Below are 18,993 nucleotides of genomic sequence, written 5' to 3' on the forward strand. Positions count from 1 at the left end.
AAGTGCGATCCCGCCCTGCGCTAACCACAGAGTCAGTCTGCACGCCAATCCCGATAAAATATTCATCATTGCGGAGTGGCAGTTCGTGGCTGAGCAGCAACGCGTGTTCAAGTCAAAACATGAGACAACCCATATCATCTACGATTGGGGATATTACTTATTAGTAGTTCAGCGTGAACCCGGTTCATTACGAAATTTCGTATCGTCCATCTACTGCCATACAGTTTTAAATACTTACAGTCTATCTTGTTGCAAAGAAACGGCAGAGATAAAGAAATAAGTACTCTTGAGCACCTTAAAATCCCTCAAACTGTAAGGCATAGCGAGCACGATTACCGAACTTGCTTCCCAAAACTGGCCAACTTATCAATAGGCTTAACCGAGACTGGAAACACTGCTTAAAGCGGAAGTATCAGATAGAGAGATACGCAGTATCGTTTATCAAATGAAAGTGGCTAAGTTCCCAGTTTATCACCACTTGTACGGTTCTGAGTTTAGTGAAACTACTGCAGACGAGTAACTTATTCGCGGTTTACACCGTTGTGAGTTTGGTTAAGGGGACTGATTGAACGATGTGGCAAGGCTAGAGCGATTATAGCTTTGGCAAATAAGCTTGGGCGTGTGGTCTGATGTGTTCTAGCCGTTGATTGTGAGTATGATTTTAACCGAGCTTTTAATCCGATGAAAACGGAGAGCCATCGTTGCTATAGTCTGATTACGCAACAAGTTGATTTAAAAGCACGTTAGGATAGATAGGAAGGAGAGAAATACTCATTGAGCTGGTCGTAAGTAGACCTAGAAATGCGTCGGATATATATTAGCCGCCGTACCCTTCAATTAGTCACTGCAGCCAGAGGTGCGTCCATATGTGTTGCTAATTTAATTTGGAAATCGAATAGATCTGTTTTTCGTCTTTTTCAATCAACTCGATATTTTTCAGGCATATTTGGCTTAGTAAGCAAATTCAATGCTTAGAGCGTAGCGCGAGTTTCCCCCTGACTGTGTGCTGTAATTTCTGAAATCTAATCGTCCTTCTAACAATTGGTTAACTTGTGACATCGCCGTTTCTGAGAGTGAGCGTTTGTGGTAACCATACCGCTCTTCTCAATACGTATTTGAGCCGTATAATTTCTAGCAACCCACTGAGCGATTTCGAGAATGGTCGAGTTCCTGAACGCTACCCTTTATCTTGGAGGAACAAGCGAAGTCACTCGCTTAATCTTAATAGCAGCGTAGCACGCTCTCGTTTCATAAATACCATCACCAGACACCTCTAGGATGCTTCGCCGTGTTTGGTTCAGTCAATTCGGGAGCACTTCTCCATCGCTAACCGTCGATAAACTTAGCTCAACTGCAATGATTTCATGAGTGCTTGTATCAACTTCAATATGAAGCTTTCTCGAGACACTACTCCTACTATCTGTCCCGTGTTTTTTACTTTCCATTCACCTTCGCCATAAACCTTAAGACCAGTCGCATCAATGGCTAAGTGTCGTATCGCCCTTGTCTTAAATGAAATCTCTACTTGCTTGGTTCTTCGGCTACTACAAGTGTCCTACGGACAACTTAACGATCATAGGCTAATCCAAATATCGAATAGATGAATCCTTGGAATGCCCTCTGGGGTATTGGTAATACTCGCTTTAATGATAGCCAAATCATTGAACTGATTTGAGCTACCGAGCTTACCCTGTTTGCTTTGTGGTCATTGACTAATCGTTTCGTCATCAATTAATAAGTCAGAGAGCAACGGTTAATAATCGTTTGGTTGCATTACTTCCAATTGATTGTTTTGTAACTAGGTTTCGACATGAGGCTACAACGTGTGGTGAATGTAGTTGATCAGATCGTAGGTTGAAGATTTAGTACCTTGATTTAGGAAATAAAGCTCATCATGAGAGGATGACTACGTAAGCCTCAGAGTATTCCTATCTCATTTTTATCTCCTAGTTCTTATAATCATGTTTCAAATTTGTGCTTATAAAAACTAGGAGATAAAAATGAAAAAACACGCATTAATTTTGGGTATTGCTTTTGGTGCGGTGAGCTTAAATGCTCTTGCAAGTAGTACGGCTACCCTTTCATGGACCGGACAAGTAGGTAGCGGCATCGCACATGGTGATTACATGATTACTGGTCATAATGGTTCCACTACAGCTGATGCATTTAGAGGGGATTTAATCAGCGTCGAATCGAATGCAAAATTCGCATCTAATCATATTGTGCTTGAGTTGCGTGAGAATACTGGTTCAGCTTCAGCTCCTGTTCCCGGTGATAAGTGGGGTATAGGTTCAGAGCTCAATGGTACTGCTGTTACTGCCATTAATATCACTTGGAGCGTTGAACATGTGGCTGGAACTATTGGCTCTGGTGTAGATATTGCTTCTCTAAATGGTGGTAACAATCCTATCATCGTGACGATCAATGGTACTCCTGTCGATGAAAAGGCCAGTTGGACAACGACAAGTCAAAATGAAGTAGGTATTCGCGTGAAAAATGATACACCACTAAATCCAAGCGAAGTTGCTGGTAAAGATATTTCGATCGAAGTTGGTATTTCAGCGACTGCGGCATAATTATTAATAATAGGTGGCATGTTATTAATAATTATCACTGCCACCATTTTAAGTTGTTTTAAAATCGATGAAAAAATATCTCGGTCTACTTATTCTGGTTTTCACATCAAATGTTAACTCTGCTGTGAAGAGATACGAAGAAAAAATTCGAATTCAAAGTGAAGTTGATGTTTCAAAATTGTACACTCAATCTATAACTGATATTAAAATGATACCAGATAATATTAATTTGAAGGTAATGTCAGACGGCAGTCGTTTTGAGAGTGAAACTGTGAGTCTAGTTATAGAAACAGATATTCCTAATCAGGTTTCGGGTGTGACTTTAAATGTCCCATACAGAGTTGAGCTTACAGAGAATAAAGCAGAATGTGCTAATAGGATATATCCATCAAATAAGGTCGACTTTTCTGCAAGTCAAAAAATGAATCCTACATTTGTTGCTGTAAAGATTAGTAAGGTTGGGTCTGGCAGTAACGATTACACCTATACGGGTATAGGTAGTCATGATGGCGTAACTTCTGTCAATGATTTTTCCGAAGTGTATATTCCTTCGGGTGGGATAATTGAGATGAAAAAGAACACTCATCAATTGAATCTTGACTTTTTGGCTTTCAATAGTATTGCTTCAATAATGCCTACAGGAAGCGCGTTGAATACAGAGTGCAGTGGTTCATTGTTGTTTACTGTTACTGTTGGCATATGAATTTGGTGAAAAATTTTGAGAAAATCGTACTATTATACTTTATTTTCTATCTTGATAGGTTCCTTATTTTTTGGTGAAGTTAAAGCAAAGAATGGAACCGTACCTCAAGGGTTCGATGATTTTTTTACTTTTAAAGATACTTTAATCCGATTAAAAAATCTTGATGGTAGTTTTAGCGAGCCAATGTTATTTAATGCGAATTATGACACGGCTAAGTTTGAGAATCGAGATTTGATTGTTCAATACTTAAATGTTAACGATGTGAAAGCTGAATATCATGAAGAAATAATTAAAAATTTTGAGAATGGTTGGTCTAACAAATCTTTTTGCCAAGGTTATGTTCGAGATTGTTTGATAACCCCTGATTTGTATGAGTTTTTATATAATTTTAATGATAAAGAAATTTATTTTTTTGTTGATGAAAAGATATTGAACTTAAATGCTAGAAATGTATATTCTGATTATCATTCAAATTTTAACGATTCACCAGGGTTTGTTAACAATGTTGATGCTTACTTTTCAGCTTATTCTAGCCAGAATTCAATTTTAACTATTAATGATAAAGCAACGTTTGGGCTACCATACGGTTATGTGAGGTCTGACCTAAGTGTGGCGGTATCTTCAGAAAAGCACAACGAGCTAACTGCTTACGAGTTGTCGTACAATCTTGATGTGCTCGACAAAGTGATTAGAGCTGGTTACTTCAAATATTCGCCAGAGGTAAATAGTACTGATTTCTTGTTAGGATTTAACTCGCAAGCTCCACAAACGGCTGTCGTTTTTGGCTCGTCATCCAACATGCTTGTTAGCGAAGCATCATCGAAGAAGCATCTCGCATTCTTTTCACCTCGGTCCGGTGATGTTGAAGTCCAAAGAGACGGGAAAATTATTTACCAAAGTCGCATTAGTGAAGGGAAAAATACCGTAAATTATAGTGAGCTTCCAAGAGGACGTTATCAAGTTGAAATCATTTTAAGACTTGGTGGAGAGACTATAAACCGTGGTAGTTATTCTGTTTATAACAACGATACGGATACACTGAGTCAAGGCGACATAGACTATATGTTGGCTTTTGGACAACTCTCCCCTGATAATGCCATTAATGATGATGTGATTGATAGCGATTTATTTGTTCAAGGGAGAATAAGTTATCAACTTTTGCCATCGCTGATGATTGGATCAGGGTTGATGAAGTCTTCGCAAGATACAGCACTAGAAAGTGGGATTCGTTATTCTTTATTAAGTGTTGATTCTGATATCTCATTGAGTGTTAAATTATTTGAAAATGCAAACTATATCAATGGTGGTTTGTCGTCAAACTACGGAAATATAAATTATGAAAGACTGGATAACCAAGGTAGTTATCTAGCTAATACTCTTCATGGTGACGAAAGTTATGAACGAATCTACTTGTCGACTAATTACCGATTTGGACTAAGTTCTTCTTTTTATGCAACGTATTCTTATAATAGAAAACTAGATGAAATCTATATTTATGGCGAGCGCACATACGAAGAAGAGAACTATAACTACGATGACCTAACAATTGGATATAGATTCAACTCCATAAATAAGTCCACTGTCGATATCAGTTTTAATACAGACTTTGATACAAATGCTGTGTTTTTTAATTGGACGTTACCATTATCTGATTCGATGGATTTTTCTTCGAGTATTTACGGAGGCGGAGATGACGCTTCAATTAGTCAAATGACCAACTCTATAAGTAAGAGACAGGTCTTTGATTCAAAATTGATTTCTAATTCTTTACAGGTTTCTAGTACCTACGATAGAAATCGCGATTCATTTTGGCAGAGTGGTACGTTTTCTGCCGATTTAAATAATCCTTTTGGAAGAGCGAGTACATCTGCTTATTTTTCTAGTGATGGAAGTGTTGGTATAAGTGGGAGTCTATCATCATCTCAAATTTTATTTGAAGACGGATATGTATCATCAAGCCCATCTAATTCTTATTTGGTTTTAGATATTGATAATAAAGAAAAATGGGACGATGATAATCAAATTGACCGTGGATATTTGATGGTTAAGCGGGATGGAAAAATAATGACCAAGAAAATGATCGAAGAAGATCAAGAGGTTATTCCATTGGGAGATTATGAAAAGTATGAAGTGTTTTTCGATACAGAAAGTGTCGACTTGTATAACACTGGTGATGCGAGCGTTAAATTATTCACAACACCAGGATCTATTGCAACAATAAAGCCAAATGTTCATAGAAAAGTGTCGTTTATAAGTGGATTTAATGATTTGAACGAAGATTTAGTTCAAGGTGTGACTTGTAAAGGTGAAGGTTGTATTAGCATCAATGAAATTACAGATGGTGTTTACCGTGTGACCGTCTTAGAAGGGTTGGATTTTCACTTGGCTTCTGAAGGAGGCGAGTGCTTTATTCCCAATAGAAACAAAATTGTACGCCTTAATCTCGGGCTTAACTATTGTCTGCCAACTGACTATGCGAATATGCACGAAATTGAGTTGGAAGGTAAGGGGTATCGAGCTAGCTATATAGGTGTTTTTCGACAGGAAAATATTGATAATAATGAGTTCCTTAATCAATTAAAAGACTACGGTTACAAAATTATTAAAAAAAATGTTGGTCAAACAATGACGGTTGTTTATGTTGCTCAAAACACGACCATGATGAATGCACTATTTTCTAATTACTCTGACCAGTTAGAGCAACTTAAAAAGATAGTTATAAAAAATAGTGCGAGCAACATTAAATATCCAATTGTAAATAACTAGGTTTGAATATGAAATTATTGAATACTATTAATCTAATCGGCATTGTTGGCCTTCAGTTTTTATCAACAGTAAATGCGTCTGGCTTGACGATTGATAAAATGTTTGTGATTGCAGATAAGAATAAGAATGGAATCGTTACAGTCGCTAATACTAATGATAAACCATTGTTTGTAAATGCGAACATTGATGAATTTCATGTGAATGATAAGGGTAGTGATTTTATAAAAACGCCCTATAATTCAGGTAACTTTGAACATTGGAAAATTAGTACAACATTAAATAAGCTTGTTCTCCAACCTGGTGAGTCTCGTAATGTAGGTATTCGAAGTCTTTGTTACAACACAACTTGTGATGACTCAAAAGATTTGATGTTTTTTGTTACTTTTATGCCTGCTCCATATACAGGTCCTAACGAAAGTGTTGAAAACTCATCTTCAATGCAACTAAATTACGGTTTCGCTCCCGTTTTTATTATACCAACGGATAAACCTAAAATAGATTATACGATTCGTTCAAATTCAGAAAATATCACTGTTGAGAACAAAAGCAATACAATGATTTATGTTTCTATCGATGATTGTGAAAGCAAGACGAATACAAAGCAATGTTACAGTCGATTCGTTGTAGTTGCTGGTAGAACTAAAACTTTTTCTCTTAATGAGCGTGTAAAAGATAAGTCTCTTAATATAAATGTATCCTCTTATAATGGTAGTTATAAAACTGAAAAAGTATTACATCCACTGGGGTTTATTAAGGACAAAACATGAAACGTATATTAATGATTGTGTTTTTTTTAAATACAGTATTATTTTTAACATTGCTTAATATTTTATTTGGTTCTCGGGCATTTGCAGCGGTAGAATACCGAGCAAATATTGATATTACTGGCACAGTATGGACTAACGCATTGAATGTAGATGTTTCAGCGAAAGTTCCTGCGGAATGGTCGCAAGCAAGTAGACTCGGATTACCAACTGTTAATCATTGGGTGCCTGGTACATTTGTTGCTGCACCGCCAACCAATGTTAGATTTTCTGGTACTGTCACCGGTCGCTACTGGGAGTCGGCTAATGTTCCAATTGGTGTTGTAGGCGTACAATATAATACGACTGGTATATCAAATATTATTTCTAACTCTGGTTTAGGACACGCTTGCTTAAAGGATAGTATTTCCGGCTCAATGATTGATATGAGGGGGGCAAACTGCATGTCTGCTAGTAAAATATCAAATGCTGCTTCTACGATACCTTTTATTCTATATCGTCCAATTATTGATATTCAAGATGCTGATATACAAAAAGCATTAGATGGGCAACCTAAAGGTGTCTATACCGCATTTGTTCCTATTTCAATTAAGGTCAACTACTACGTTGGAAACGTACTAACTCATCGAATAATCAATGAAACAATATCTATAATTATTAACTATGACCCTGTTTGGATAACAAGTGTACATCTAAGTAATAAAAATGTCGATATTACAACAGTTTATGATTCCACCTCTCGTACTGTTGATGGTGTGCCTGAAGATGTCAGTGTAAGTGTTGCAGGGTATTTCGATAATGGGATTAGGCTATCAATTAGTAACAGAAAGTATTCTTTAAATCATGAATCCGTGTCAGGTCCAAATATCCCTTACTATATTCAATGTATAAGGTGCGGTTCTAAGCTTACTGAAACTATCGAAATGGTAGATAAAATCGGAGAAGTTAAAAATGATAATGTGCTGATTGGAAGTGATCCTGCGAAAAATATTACATTTGTTTTAAGGTTTGGTTACTCGAACGTAGATGGTACTACCCTCATTTCTGGTAAATATAACGATATTGTCGATGTTACTATCGAACCGGTGATTTAACATGTATAAAATGATTATTTTTCTATCAGTTTTATTATCTTTTGGGTTAAAAGCTAATGAAAGTTTAGATGTTAATTACAACAACATGAAGTTAGGTGTTGGTTATGTTAGCAGTTTGAAAGAAAACAAAGAAAAGTATTTAGAGTCACAAGGTTTCGAGTTTTCTATTGGTTATAAATTTGAAAGCAAATGGTTGTTGGAAACAGGATTTACAGACTTTACAAATAAAAATGAAATACAACCTAATGATATTTTCTTACGTTCTAAGAAAAATTGGCAAGTGAGCGACTACGCATCAATTTATGCAGGTTTTGGCTTGAGTTATTTGGAAGATAATTTCAATCCTACAATTAATATGGGTATCAATTACCATTTAAATAATGATTGGTATGTGGATGTAGGTTATCAAAGTTTGATATCAAATAGATATGATGACGTATACTCATTTCTTATTTCTTTAAATTATAATTTTTCCGTTCGATTCAAGGAAGAACAATCTAGCATTTATTATGAACCGATAAGTGTTATTGCCGATACTGATGAGGTGAATATCTCATCAAGTGAGATGAACTTACAAGAGAAAAAATCGAAGAAATATTATGACTATTATGTGGTAATAAAGTATGACAACCTTACAAAGATTGGTAAAAAACTAAATATACCACTTGGTGATGTTATTTTAGCAAACCCACAATTGTCATTGAGAAATAGATCAATCGATTTAATCTATCCGGGTGAGCGTATTTTTTACCCAATAAAACAATAGTAATATAGGCATATTGTAATGAGAATAAAAGAAAGTTTTTTTTCACATCGTTCGAAGCTTTTATTGTATAGTCTTGCTACTGCCACTTTGTACGGCTGTGGTGGTGAAAGTGAAAGTGGTAATTCGTCACTGAAGCCGGTAGACGTAGATGCTCCTGTTCAAGTTGTTGCTAAAGATGCATTGTTTAATACAGAGTTAGCCCAAGATGACTTCGTCGTTGATTTGTATGACGTTGTGTTGAAGGATAGCGATGATAATGCATTTAAGTTAACTAATGTTGTTAGTGTTAATAGTAATGACCCTACGTGTAATGTTTCGTCTATTGATGAATACTCTTTTACTGTTCCACGGAAACAGGCAAGAGTATGTGATTATAATTACCAGATTGCCACACTAACGAATAGTGCTTATAGTGTATCTTCTCAGTCAAGCACTGATACAAATACTGCTATGGTTAGGGTTGTTGTAAGCAATGCTAACAGTACAGAACTGCCGCCTCTTTCTCAAATTGCTTTAGTCAACGATTCGAGTAGTGTTTATCAACCAGTATCAATTAATCTACTCGATGAACTTCTAGAGCAGGGTATGGACGTTTCAAATATGGCGTTAGGGGGGAGTGTGTCTCAACCATTTGGTAATGCGTCAATTGTAAACGTTGATACTGGTAATGATAAAATTACGTATACGCCTGCCCTCGGATTTACGGGCCTGGATAGGCTAATGTACAGTTATACGGATAGTGCTAATGCGATAGCGTATAGTGGCACTATAGATATTGTGGTTTCAAATAGTGCAAACCAAGGCATCTTAGTTCTTAACCCTGATGTTACCTATGATACGGGCAAGGGCTATGTTTCTCTGGAGAATGCTCGTACAGGGTTTGATATTGATGTGAGCCCTTATGTCTCGTCAATCGATGGCGATGCTCTACAACTTATTTATGTCCATTCGATGAGCGCGCCACATACTAGAATTAAAGCTTCCAATGCTAATAACCCTGCTAATATGGAGTTTTTCTTCCAAACTTCCGTTCAGAAAGATCATAGTGTCACTTATGTGGTCAGTGATAAAAAAGGTGCTTATGCAATAGGTCACTTAACCATTGTTGTATTGGATGAAGACGCTCTTCCAACTTGGACGGATATCACTCATCCAGCATCTGGAACGTTGTTTTTTGCACCCAAAGGCATCAATGAATTGGTCGCTAACAGTTATTTGTTTACGGATTTGTTTAATGTGAGTCAGTCTGGGGCAAATTACTTAGTTGGACGATTGAACAGTAATGATCTGCTTCATTACTGCGATCTACTTGGAGCTGAAATAGCGACGGCCGCTGAACTAAAATCTTTGGTTGATCGAGGTTGGACGACTTCATCTAAATGGCCTAATGCAACGACTTATCTGGTTAAAGAAGACTTAAGCTCTAGTGTCTATAAGTTAATGGATATCTCACTTCCACCTTACACTATTGATAGAGCGAATTTGGATGATCCAACATCAGCATTAACGAGCTATTTTCCTGCTTGTGTACTGAGAGGGAAGCGAATGCTGACAAGTCTTGCTCTTTCGGCAGCTCCCCCAACAGGCACTACTTCACTTGTTGTTGCGCAAGGCTACCCTATAGCGGCAAACTTGTCGGGTTACTATAATGATGGCTCTCATGAAAGTGATATGATTGCCTACGATCAATCGCTTGCAAATTATGTGCAAAGTACCGAAATCTTTGAAGTTAAAGGTAATCAACTTACTGGTAAAACAGTGGGAACGACAGATGTACATGGAGAATACGATGCATCTAATGATCCGTTGCGTTCGAACAAATTGTCAATGGAGGTCACTAATGCGGTTGTAACCAGTGGTACTTTGCATGTGTCGAGCAACTCCGTTCCTTTGGGAGCAGAAATTACATTGACTGGTGAAATAAACTTCAGTGATGGAACGAAAAAGCAATTACATGAAGCGGGAACCTCAATCAAATGGATCAATAGTACGGCAGGGAATGAGTTAACTGGCAGCTCCTTAGTCACTGTTAATTGTGATACTAGCTCTTGTAAAGCGAGAGCCAATAGCACAACTACTGGTTATATTGAGCTCACATGGCGTTCTGGTTCAGTATCAGCGACAGCTCAAACCATTAATGTAAATGGAGCTCAGCTTGTGAGTCTCGATAGTATTACCGCTTCCGATGTGAATACTAGTGTAGTTACGGACTCGTATCCGTTAGGGCGCAAATTCAAATTGACGATCTCAGCTACATACACTAATGGCACTAGGGATGTATCAACAGACCCAAGCGCTAATTGGAATTTTGATAATACACATTTTGATCGTGATGAAAATAGATTTTCAGGCCTAACGATTCAGAATTCATCACCGATTACTTTTCAACTAGGCTCTAAGACGTTAACGAAGAATATCAAATTGACTAGTGCATATATCACGGGCGTTGAGATTACCGAGACGAATGTTAGTCGTCCACAAGGGTTATCTCATCGCCTAACATCAAGAGTAATTTATAGTGATGGTTCAGCTTCTACTGGTAACGGTATACCGGGTTGTACATGGAGTAGTAGCAATCATAACGTAGCAACGGTTGATCAAAGCGGCCAAGTATTGGCTTCTTCAAATAACATCGGGAACGCAAACGTAAAATTATCATGCGTTAACTCGTATAACCAATCATATAGCGACTCGGCAGTCTTTAACGTGACTAACGCTATAGCAATGAGTATGACGGTAAGCGCTCCAAACGGCACGGAAACAGTGAGACATCATAGGCTAGCATTTAAAGCGGTAGCGGATATGAGTGATGGTACTAGTGTTGATGTTACAAATCGTGCGGCTTGGAGCCTTTCTCATGCTGCGAGTGGCGTTAGTGTGGATAAAGGGGTTGTATTCACCCCTATGAACCATGACTCCTCGTATGCTTGGGCAAACCCTCAAATAACGGCAAGCCTTGATGGATCGTCTGATAGCATAAGATATACCGTTGATAACGGTCTAGTTTTTGGAAACGATTATTATTGGATTGTTCCTATAGCTGGTACGTGGAATCAAGCTGTTAATTTTTGTAATAATCGTAATGGTTTTGAACGACCAGGTCACAACGATATACAGCATCTTCGTGGGAATGGTATTGGCGGTTTATGGACAACAGCATTTCCCAGTCGAAGCAAGCTGATCTGGGAGGCTTGGCGCGACAATAAATCAGCATACTTCACTAATATTGAAACTGGTGCACGAAGTTACGACTGGCAGACCGAGACCTATTCTATGACTTGCATTAAAAAGTAAAAGTTATATTTAAAATGCCACCAACAAAGAATTTGTTGGTGGCATTTTTTGCGTAATTGAATTTTGAAATAGAGCGACCTCGTTTCGCATGCTTTTTAGTCAATACGACAAGTTTCAGGCATGCCTAATCCAGTAAGCTTGTTCAACGCTTTTATCATCGCGTAAGTTTCACCCTGACTGTGTGCTGTAATTTCTGAAATCTAATTGTACTCTGAGCAAATGTTTAACTCGATATATCGCTGTTTCTGAGAGTGAACGTCAGCGCTATCATCTGACACCTCAAGGATGGTTGTTTTGTGACGAGGTTTAGGCATAGGGCTACGAGAGGTAGTGGATGTGGCTGTTCAGATCGTAGGTTCTCAATTTAGTTCCATCGATTTAAGCAACAAAATCACGCATTGTAGGTTCTGTAAGTGATTGAAAAATTAAAATATTAATTAGATTTTTTGTGTGTAAAGTATAACGGATAAATTTAGTCGCTAGACTGTTGTTGTGCAATGTTCTACTGTTTAAGGGTTGAATTATAACTCAAGGAAGACGTTATGCAATTTGCAACATCAAAAGCGACCTATATCATCTTTTTAATATCATTTTCCCCAGTGTTGAATAGTGCTTCAATTTCGCTCAATTGGTTAGGTAAAATCCCAGAGTTCAATATGCCCGAAAATCTGACTATAGATAAGGATGATCTTAAATGGGAAATCGATGGCTTGAAGCTTATCGACCCCCTCAAGGAAAATTTGGAAAGCACTAGAGAACTAAAAATCAACCAAACGAATGATATAGTCACTATCTCCTATCATTTATAAAGAGAAAAAACTTACCAAGCTTAAGATAGATGAAAGATCATTACTTTCTTAGAATTTATTTATTAAAGCACGCCATGTGAGAGTGTGGTGCGCTTACATAACAAAGGGTCCATCTTCCGTAAATATATACTTAATAATGAGCAGTCAGAACAATGTTCTGGGAAGGGGAGTAATGCCTAATAATTTGATATTTAGTCATTAAAATATGAGCGCGACTTAACCTCCGAATTCTACTCATCCAGCACGAAGAATAGGAGCAATTCTTCACCCCAAAGGTGAGTTGAAATGACAAAACGACGTACCAACCTAGAATGGCAAGCATGGTTTGAACAATATGAAAGCAGCAGTATTACCCACGCACTTTTTGAGAACAACATGGACTGAGTTTATCTACGTTCTTCGCAAAGCGGCGTCAACTCCAAATAGCAAACCAGTCTGAGCCTATCGGATTTGTTAGAGACGAAATCGTCGAAAAGACAATTAAGTATCAGGTCCAGATAGCAACGGTTAACATGACACTTCTCATCAATGATGTGGAGCTGAGTATTCTTAAAGCACCAGAGATTTACCTTTATAGTGAAAGCGTCGATTTTAGAAAGTCCATCAACGGTCTTGCTACGATTTTCGAAAATGACACTGACTTGCTTCTTGGCAGCGGTGCTTGTTTACCAATAAACAGCACGATAAGATTAAAGTGTTGTACTGGGTGAAAACAGGCTTCTCCCTTTGGTATAAACGCCTTGAAAAAGCCAAGGATAAGTGGCCTTCAAATGAAAAAAGTCAGGTGTTTACCCTCACACAATTTGAGCTTGATAGACTGCTTTCAGACTTCACAATTATCGGGCATGAACCCGTGTGCGTCAAAATAAACGATTTTACAATGAGTTAATCGTGAACAAAGCCTTATCCACCAAGCGTTAACGGCACGATTTTAGTATAATAAATGCCATGAAAAGACGCCAAGTATCAACCCAGAAAATCAAAATGTTGCCGAGCTACGAGCAATGGTGAAAGCCCTGATGCTCTCGCAATAGTATCAGGAATCACAATGGTAACAAGAGCGTCAATTGCTGCTTGAACAGCTTAAGCTCGCATTCGCCCGCCAGTTTGCTAAATGCGCGGAGTCGAAAAAGCCTTACGATGAATCATAAGGTGACCTCTTCAACGAAGCGGAATGTGAAGCCATTAAGGAAGAAGAGGTTGAATTGACGACTATCAAAACAGTCGCGAGAGGGCGTGCCCTATTGACTTTTTAGTTGACTACAACGGTTATCTACAAACCGATGGTTACGCTGCTTATGATTGTGTTCATCAAGTCACCAGTATGAGGGGCTTGGTTCATGCTCGGGCAAGTTTATGGATGAGAAAAAGCTTCAAGGTAAAGGTAAGTCGGGCAAGGCCGATAAGGCGTTGGCTAAAATCCCAAAACTCTACGGGATAGAATTACGCAAAAAAGGTGCGCCTACTGAAGAATGAAAAGCAGAGCGTCAAGCGCTTGCCAAGCTGATACTGGATGACCTTTACCAATAGATGACGACCCAGAAAGTGATATGTTCTAGCCCACGAGGCAAAGCGATAAAATACACGCTCGGGCAATAACCTAAGCTCATTCGTTATATCGACGATGGTCACTTATCTATCGATAATAATCGCGCTGAACGCGCAATTAAACTGCTGGCTATTGGAAGAAAAATTGGTTATTCCTTAATGCACCAAACGGCGCTGATGCGAGCGAAATATTTTACAGCATCATCGAGACCGTGAAAGCCAACGGTCTTATCTTCTACGACTACATAGTCAAGTGCATGAAAGAGTTGGCGAAAACAGAGCCTGATATCGACGCACTCCTACCTTGGAACTTCAAACACTAGTTATATCGCCCCATGGGCTCATGGGGCGTTTACATTAAAATGAGAGTAAGGCGTTGATTGAGTACCTCCACCTCCATACTCTAAAATTTAAGAAGTTAAGAAAGCTCGACAATTAACTATAACTTATTAATCCGAATCGGGAGCTTAAATAATGCGACATGAGTATTGTTGGATTGCGTTAAGCTAACGTAAATATCACCACTTTGCTCACCTATAGCTAAAGTGTCAAACTTATCTTTAGGTATGCTCAATCGAAATTGAGGCAATTTTCTGGACTGACAACCTACCGAAGCATTCATTACTTGTGTGCCACAATCGTTCTTGCGATTAGCAATAAAATTAATGGGATAACCGTTAGTTAATTCAAAAACCAAATCTGTCGAGCCCCAACCGTTGTGAATAACAGTTTCTGGGTTTCCGCTAACGGGGATGGTTTGCAATGTTGCTTGCATTGTAAACCCATAATTTGCCAAGTAATTAAAGTAGTCACTGGCTTCGAAATTGTGACTAAGTGAGTCCGAAGTGAATACCATTTCATCAAGTTCAATCATATCGACAACCTTGACAGGTTGCTTTAAATGAATAGCTTCCCCTTCTGTGTAGTCAAGTGAAAACTCATAGGTATAGTAACCCAATATGCGAGGTGTATACGCCACCTCAATGTGACATTCTGTATCGCTATTGCCGGCTAATATCGAGCCACATGTATTAGTATGGACGACGAGGTCTTCTGAATGGGTAATTTTAATACCTGTAGCTGGCGCGATTGACTCATTTTTAAAATAGTATTTAATCAAGTATGTACTATTTAAACCGACTAAAGATGACCCACCCTCTACTCGAGAAGATACTACAACATCGCTCACTACCGCCGAACTTTGAATTTTTACCTCATTTCCTTCCATATAATACAAGGAAGAGGTGAATTGATGCTGACCTTTTTCACTCGCTGTAAACGTACCTGAAATTTCACATTCTTTTCCTGCGGCCAAGGTACTGATGGAACCGCATGTGTTCTTGGTAACATTCACTGGAGCAGTACTAGATAACGTTGTATGAATCATACTTGCGTCATGGAAGTCACTCAAGTTTCGATAGATATAACGAATTGGATATGTACTATTTAGTCCTACATTTTGTGGCAATCCAACCTCTATTGAGCCAACAATAGGAACGGTAACCACTTCACCAGAGAGAACAAATGTTTCTTTTAAATTAGCACCGTAGTTTAAATTACCTACTAACTCTACGGGACCAAGAGTTTCGGAAAAATACTCCCCACTCAGTATACAAGACTCCCCAGCTGGAAGAATGTTGCCATCACAACTGTTAGAAACAATCGTTACACCTTTCGTATGCTCAGATGTAATCGTCAAGGTTTCAGTGTCTACATTACTTGTATTTGTGAAAGTGACATGAAAGGGGTAGCTATGATTTAGAACCATGTTATCTGGAAATCCTTTGTCAACTTGACTGTTTAACGAATGAGCAGAAGCCATAGATAAAGTTGAGTTTGCAATTACTACCGTTCCTTGATCGAACATTAAATAATTCGCATAGAGTTGTATGCCGGGTTTAATTGCAGAAGTGCTTATTGAAAGATGGCAGCTTTCTTCAGACCTAATCGTTGAATCAGTACATGTATTACTTAGAACTTCATAATGTTCTGGATATAAGTGGGCAAAACGTATTCCTGTCGCATCATGGTTTTTATTTGTATTGGTAAAAGTAACAAGGTAGTTATATGGTTCGTTCAATACCATTTGTTGAGGTATATCCTGGTCGACGCTGGCTACAATTGGAGCTTCAACTACATTACTCGTTGTGGTTGCATATGCGGTAACACCATCATCACTATACACAAGAGCGGCTGCTGTTAACGTGCCAATTTGGTCTGCCAAGACAGACGCAATCATTGAACATGACTCGCCAGGGTTTAGCGATACACTATTACAGCTATTAAACCGAATGTGACTGATGCCTGGGGCCAACAACGATGTCTTTAAGTTAACCACAGGTTCAGAGTTCATATTTTTAAACTGGAACTCTACATTATAATTGTTTTCTATTGCTATGTTTAGAGGTAAGCTAAGTACGGTATTTCCAATTAGAGTATCCTTTTTCGGGACGTTTTCTGTACCCACAACAACAGGTTCCCCTTCGTCATATGTGAGTTCGTACTGAATGCCGTAAGAGTCTGCCCTTGATGGAATATAGTCACCATGTAAATAACACGCTTCTCCACCTTTCAATGTTGAACTACATGTGGTTTTCACATTCGTTAGTGTTTCGGAGTTCGTTGACTTAATTTTAATGTTATTCGCTTGAGCTTGCCCAGTATTAATAAATACGAAACTAATAGGGGACGCTTTGTCTATATCAAATTTTTGAGATAGATTTGTGTGGACATACCCTACGATTGCACTATCGGTAGCATTGGTTTGATTGGTATAGGTTTGATCACCTATTCGTAATGACAATTCACTAAAGCCACTTTTTTCTGGTGTGACTCTAAATGTCACTGTACACAAATGAGTGTCGTCCAAATCTGTGGATAAACAATCAATACTTGAATATTCTACCAACATGTTTTGAGTTTCAAACAGGGTTGTAGTATCTTCAGTAAGCTTTTGTTTCAATAATACAGTAAATGCAACGGGATAAATATCACCTATTACTGTATTTGAAGGTAATTTCGTAACGAAAGCACCATCATTAAAATTACTAATAGGTTGGAAGGCATTATGATTATCACAACCTGTAAGCGTAATTAAAGATAGAGCTCCACAAAAAATCAGTTCAGATTTATACTTTTTAAACATCGACATTTTAATCTTATCAACCTTTTTCTAAAATTAGGAGTGTTGTTATATTTTCGAGAATCCTGATGTGTAATATATCTATTCCAGAGAAGCAATATCAGCCACCTTAATTGGGAGCTTTCTTACGATAGATTAGGAGTGATTCCCTCCGTTTCTTGAGAGTTTGTTAAAATTACACTAAGGACAAAATTTGGATTTTCTATCTTAGTTTCTTCTGAATTTTAATTAAATTAGGTAAATCAAATAGTGCACTTTTATAACGTTCCAAAAATTTCTCATAATAGTCTTCTGCTAAGCTAGAATAGTGGGCCTTCTGTTTGTTTCTTATTACATGTTCTTTTGCTTTTTGCACGCTAATGCCATCTTGATAAATTATTTTTTGGATCTTTTTCTTATCTTGATCCCTCAGTTTATAGACTTCAAAATAAATGATTTTCTTTGCTTGATTATTGGTAAAACCGCTTTCAATAAGCAATTTCTTGCTCATGTGGTAAAGGGCATTTTGGAGCTCTTTCATAGTGTTTATCTTCGCTATTAAAATTGGCAAAATCTGAATTTTCACTTAATCACTTTTATAAGTTTGATTAGTGTTTTTTTTGCAACTCGATAATCTCAATGATCGAAGATGAATTGTACTTATCTAAAATTCTAGTTTTGTAAGTACTGATGGTTTTATTGCTTAAAGAGAGTAGTTCAGATATTTTCTTGTTAGAATAACCTTTTGATAGATAGTTAAATACAATAGACTCTCGTTCAGATAGAACTGGAGAACTATTTTTTACATTTAGATTTTGTTTGAAAACAGAGTAACCTCGACTGGTAGTTATGATTGCATCTTTGATTAAAGATAGCTCTTCTTTTTGGGATATATAACCATTAGCTCCAATGTCTTTTGCCATTTGATTAAGGGTAGGGTGCTCATCGGATGATATAAATAGTACTTTCCCTTGAAAGCCTCCTTTTATTAGACGGCGGATGAAGTCTAAGCCACTACCGTCCTTTAGGTTTACATCCAATAAAATTAGCTCTATCGAATCTTTACGGACATATTTAGCTGCATCTTTAATTGAGTCAGTTTGAAGTATAATCGACGCAATTTTGGTATTTTCAAGCATTGTAACTAACGCATTACGTATAATAGGGTGGGTATCTACGATTAGTGTATTCATTGAGTTCATTGTCATCTCTCTTTCATTAATTAAATTGAGAAGTCCGTGCTCATTGATTCCTTACATATAATGTAGGATGATTCTGAATGAATGTGTGGAAATCATACATTCCATTTTGGAAAGGCTTTGATGTGATGGACGCATCTCCCTTCTAGCATTGTTGTACCACACTAAAGGTCCAGCCATTAAAGGTAGGAGTAACAACCATGTCCATTAAAGTTGCGGGTATCGATTTAACCAAGAATTTCTATTGAATATTGACGGAACTATCTCGTCAAACCTTATACAGTGCCTTTATCAATATTAGCGGCAAGATTGATGGTGTAACTCAGGATATAATTGGCTTTGTTTCCTAAATC

At 37.7% G+C, this 18,993-nt stretch carries 12 protein-coding genes and 5 pseudogenes; 12 read left to right on the forward strand and 5 right to left on the reverse strand.

The window, feature by feature from the left end; translation table 11 throughout:
• Positions 1 to 280: pseudogene (locus AB4493_RS18075) on the forward strand (hypothetical protein); the annotation flags it as partial.
• Positions 281 to 917: 637 nt separating this feature from the next.
• Here the strand turns inward: AB4493_RS18075 and AB4493_RS18080 are convergent.
• Positions 918 to 1,761 (reverse strand): annotated as a pseudogene (locus tag AB4493_RS18080) (IS5 family transposase).
• Between the two features lie 239 nt (positions 1,762 to 2,000).
• On the opposite strand from AB4493_RS18080, the gene AB4493_RS18085 reads away from it, so the two are divergent.
• From AB4493_RS18085 to AB4493_RS18115, 7 genes are all read left to right on the forward strand, one after another.
• The gene (locus tag AB4493_RS18085; protein WP_136973897.1) at positions 2,001 to 2,576 is read left to right on the forward strand and encodes a hypothetical protein; all 576 of its coding nucleotides are present in this window, start codon (positions 2,001 to 2,003) and stop codon (positions 2,574 to 2,576) included.
• A 67-nt stretch (positions 2,577 to 2,643) separates the two neighbouring features.
• Positions 2,644 to 3,279, forward strand: a complete 636-nt coding sequence (locus tag AB4493_RS18090) for a hypothetical protein (protein ID WP_372155554.1) — start codon at positions 2,644 to 2,646, stop codon at positions 3,277 to 3,279.
• A gap of 15 nt (positions 3,280 to 3,294) precedes the next feature.
• Positions 3,295 to 6,045, forward strand: a complete 2,751-nt coding sequence (locus AB4493_RS18095) for a TcfC E-set like domain-containing protein (RefSeq protein WP_372155555.1) — start codon at positions 3,295 to 3,297, stop codon at positions 6,043 to 6,045.
• Positions 6,046 to 6,053: 8 nt separating this feature from the next.
• Positions 6,054 to 6,812 (forward strand): hypothetical protein, encoded by a 759-nt coding sequence (locus AB4493_RS18100; protein ID WP_136973900.1) that lies wholly within the window; start codon positions 6,054 to 6,056, stop codon positions 6,810 to 6,812.
• Positions 6,809 to 7,903 carry a hypothetical protein gene (locus AB4493_RS18105; protein ID WP_372155556.1) on the forward strand — a complete coding sequence of 365 codons (1,095 nt, stop codon included), beginning with the start codon at positions 6,809 to 6,811 and terminating at the stop codon, positions 7,901 to 7,903. The genes AB4493_RS18100 and AB4493_RS18105 overlap by 4 nt, the downstream gene beginning before the upstream one ends.
• 1 nt (position 7,904) lies before the next feature.
• On the forward strand, positions 7,905 to 8,669 hold the full coding sequence (locus tag AB4493_RS18110) for an outer membrane beta-barrel protein (protein WP_136973902.1): 765 nt from the start codon (positions 7,905 to 7,907) through the stop codon (positions 8,667 to 8,669).
• An 18-nt stretch (positions 8,670 to 8,687) separates the two neighbouring features.
• Entirely contained in the window at positions 8,688 to 11,963 is a 3,276-nt protein-coding gene (locus AB4493_RS18115; protein ID WP_372155557.1) for an Ig-like domain-containing protein, read from the forward strand.
• Between the two features lie 95 nt (positions 11,964 to 12,058).
• On the opposite strand, the pseudogene AB4493_RS18120 reads toward AB4493_RS18115, so the two are convergent.
• Positions 12,059 to 12,221, reverse strand: a pseudogene (locus AB4493_RS18120) (IS5/IS1182 family transposase); the annotation flags it as partial.
• A 284-nt stretch (positions 12,222 to 12,505) separates the two neighbouring features.
• Here AB4493_RS18120 and AB4493_RS18125 point away from each other — a divergent pair.
• From AB4493_RS18125 to tnpC, 4 genes and pseudogenes are all read left to right on the forward strand, one after another.
• Positions 12,506 to 12,772 (forward strand): hypothetical protein, encoded by a 267-nt coding sequence (locus tag AB4493_RS18125; RefSeq protein ID WP_372155558.1) that lies wholly within the window; start codon positions 12,506 to 12,508, stop codon positions 12,770 to 12,772.
• A 285-nt stretch (positions 12,773 to 13,057) separates the two neighbouring features.
• Positions 13,058 to 13,344: pseudogene (gene tnpA, locus AB4493_RS18130) on the forward strand (IS66 family insertion sequence element accessory protein TnpA); the annotation flags it as partial.
• 89 nt (positions 13,345 to 13,433) lie between these two features.
• Positions 13,434 to 13,661, forward strand: a complete 228-nt coding sequence (tnpB, locus tag AB4493_RS18135; RefSeq protein WP_372123119.1) for an IS66 family insertion sequence element accessory protein TnpB — start codon at positions 13,434 to 13,436, stop codon at positions 13,659 to 13,661.
• A gap of 321 nt (positions 13,662 to 13,982) precedes the next feature.
• A pseudogene (gene tnpC / locus AB4493_RS18140) lies at positions 13,983 to 14,643 on the forward strand (IS66 family transposase); the annotation flags it as partial.
• Positions 14,644 to 14,759: 116 nt separating this feature from the next.
• Here tnpC and AB4493_RS18145 read toward each other — a convergent pair.
• From AB4493_RS18145 to AB4493_RS18155, 3 genes are all read right to left on the reverse strand, one after another.
• A complete protein-coding gene (locus AB4493_RS18145) occupies positions 14,760 to 17,471 on the reverse strand; it encodes a hypothetical protein (RefSeq protein ID WP_372123121.1) in 2,712 nt (903 codons plus the stop codon).
• Positions 17,472 to 17,664: 193 nt separating this feature from the next.
• Positions 17,665 to 18,027 carry a hypothetical protein gene (locus AB4493_RS18150; RefSeq protein WP_372155559.1) on the reverse strand — a complete coding sequence of 121 codons (363 nt, stop codon included), beginning with the start codon at positions 18,025 to 18,027 and terminating at the stop codon, positions 17,665 to 17,667.
• Positions 18,028 to 18,049: 22 nt separating this feature from the next.
• Positions 18,050 to 18,643, reverse strand: a complete 594-nt coding sequence (locus AB4493_RS18155) for a response regulator transcription factor (RefSeq protein WP_170962835.1) — start codon at positions 18,641 to 18,643, stop codon at positions 18,050 to 18,052.
• Positions 18,644 to 18,993: the final 350 nt, after the last annotated feature.

Source organism: Vibrio sp. 10N.222.55.A1 (assembly GCF_041473835.1).
Taxonomy (GTDB): domain Bacteria; phylum Pseudomonadota; class Gammaproteobacteria; order Enterobacterales; family Vibrionaceae; genus Vibrio; species Vibrio crassostreae_C.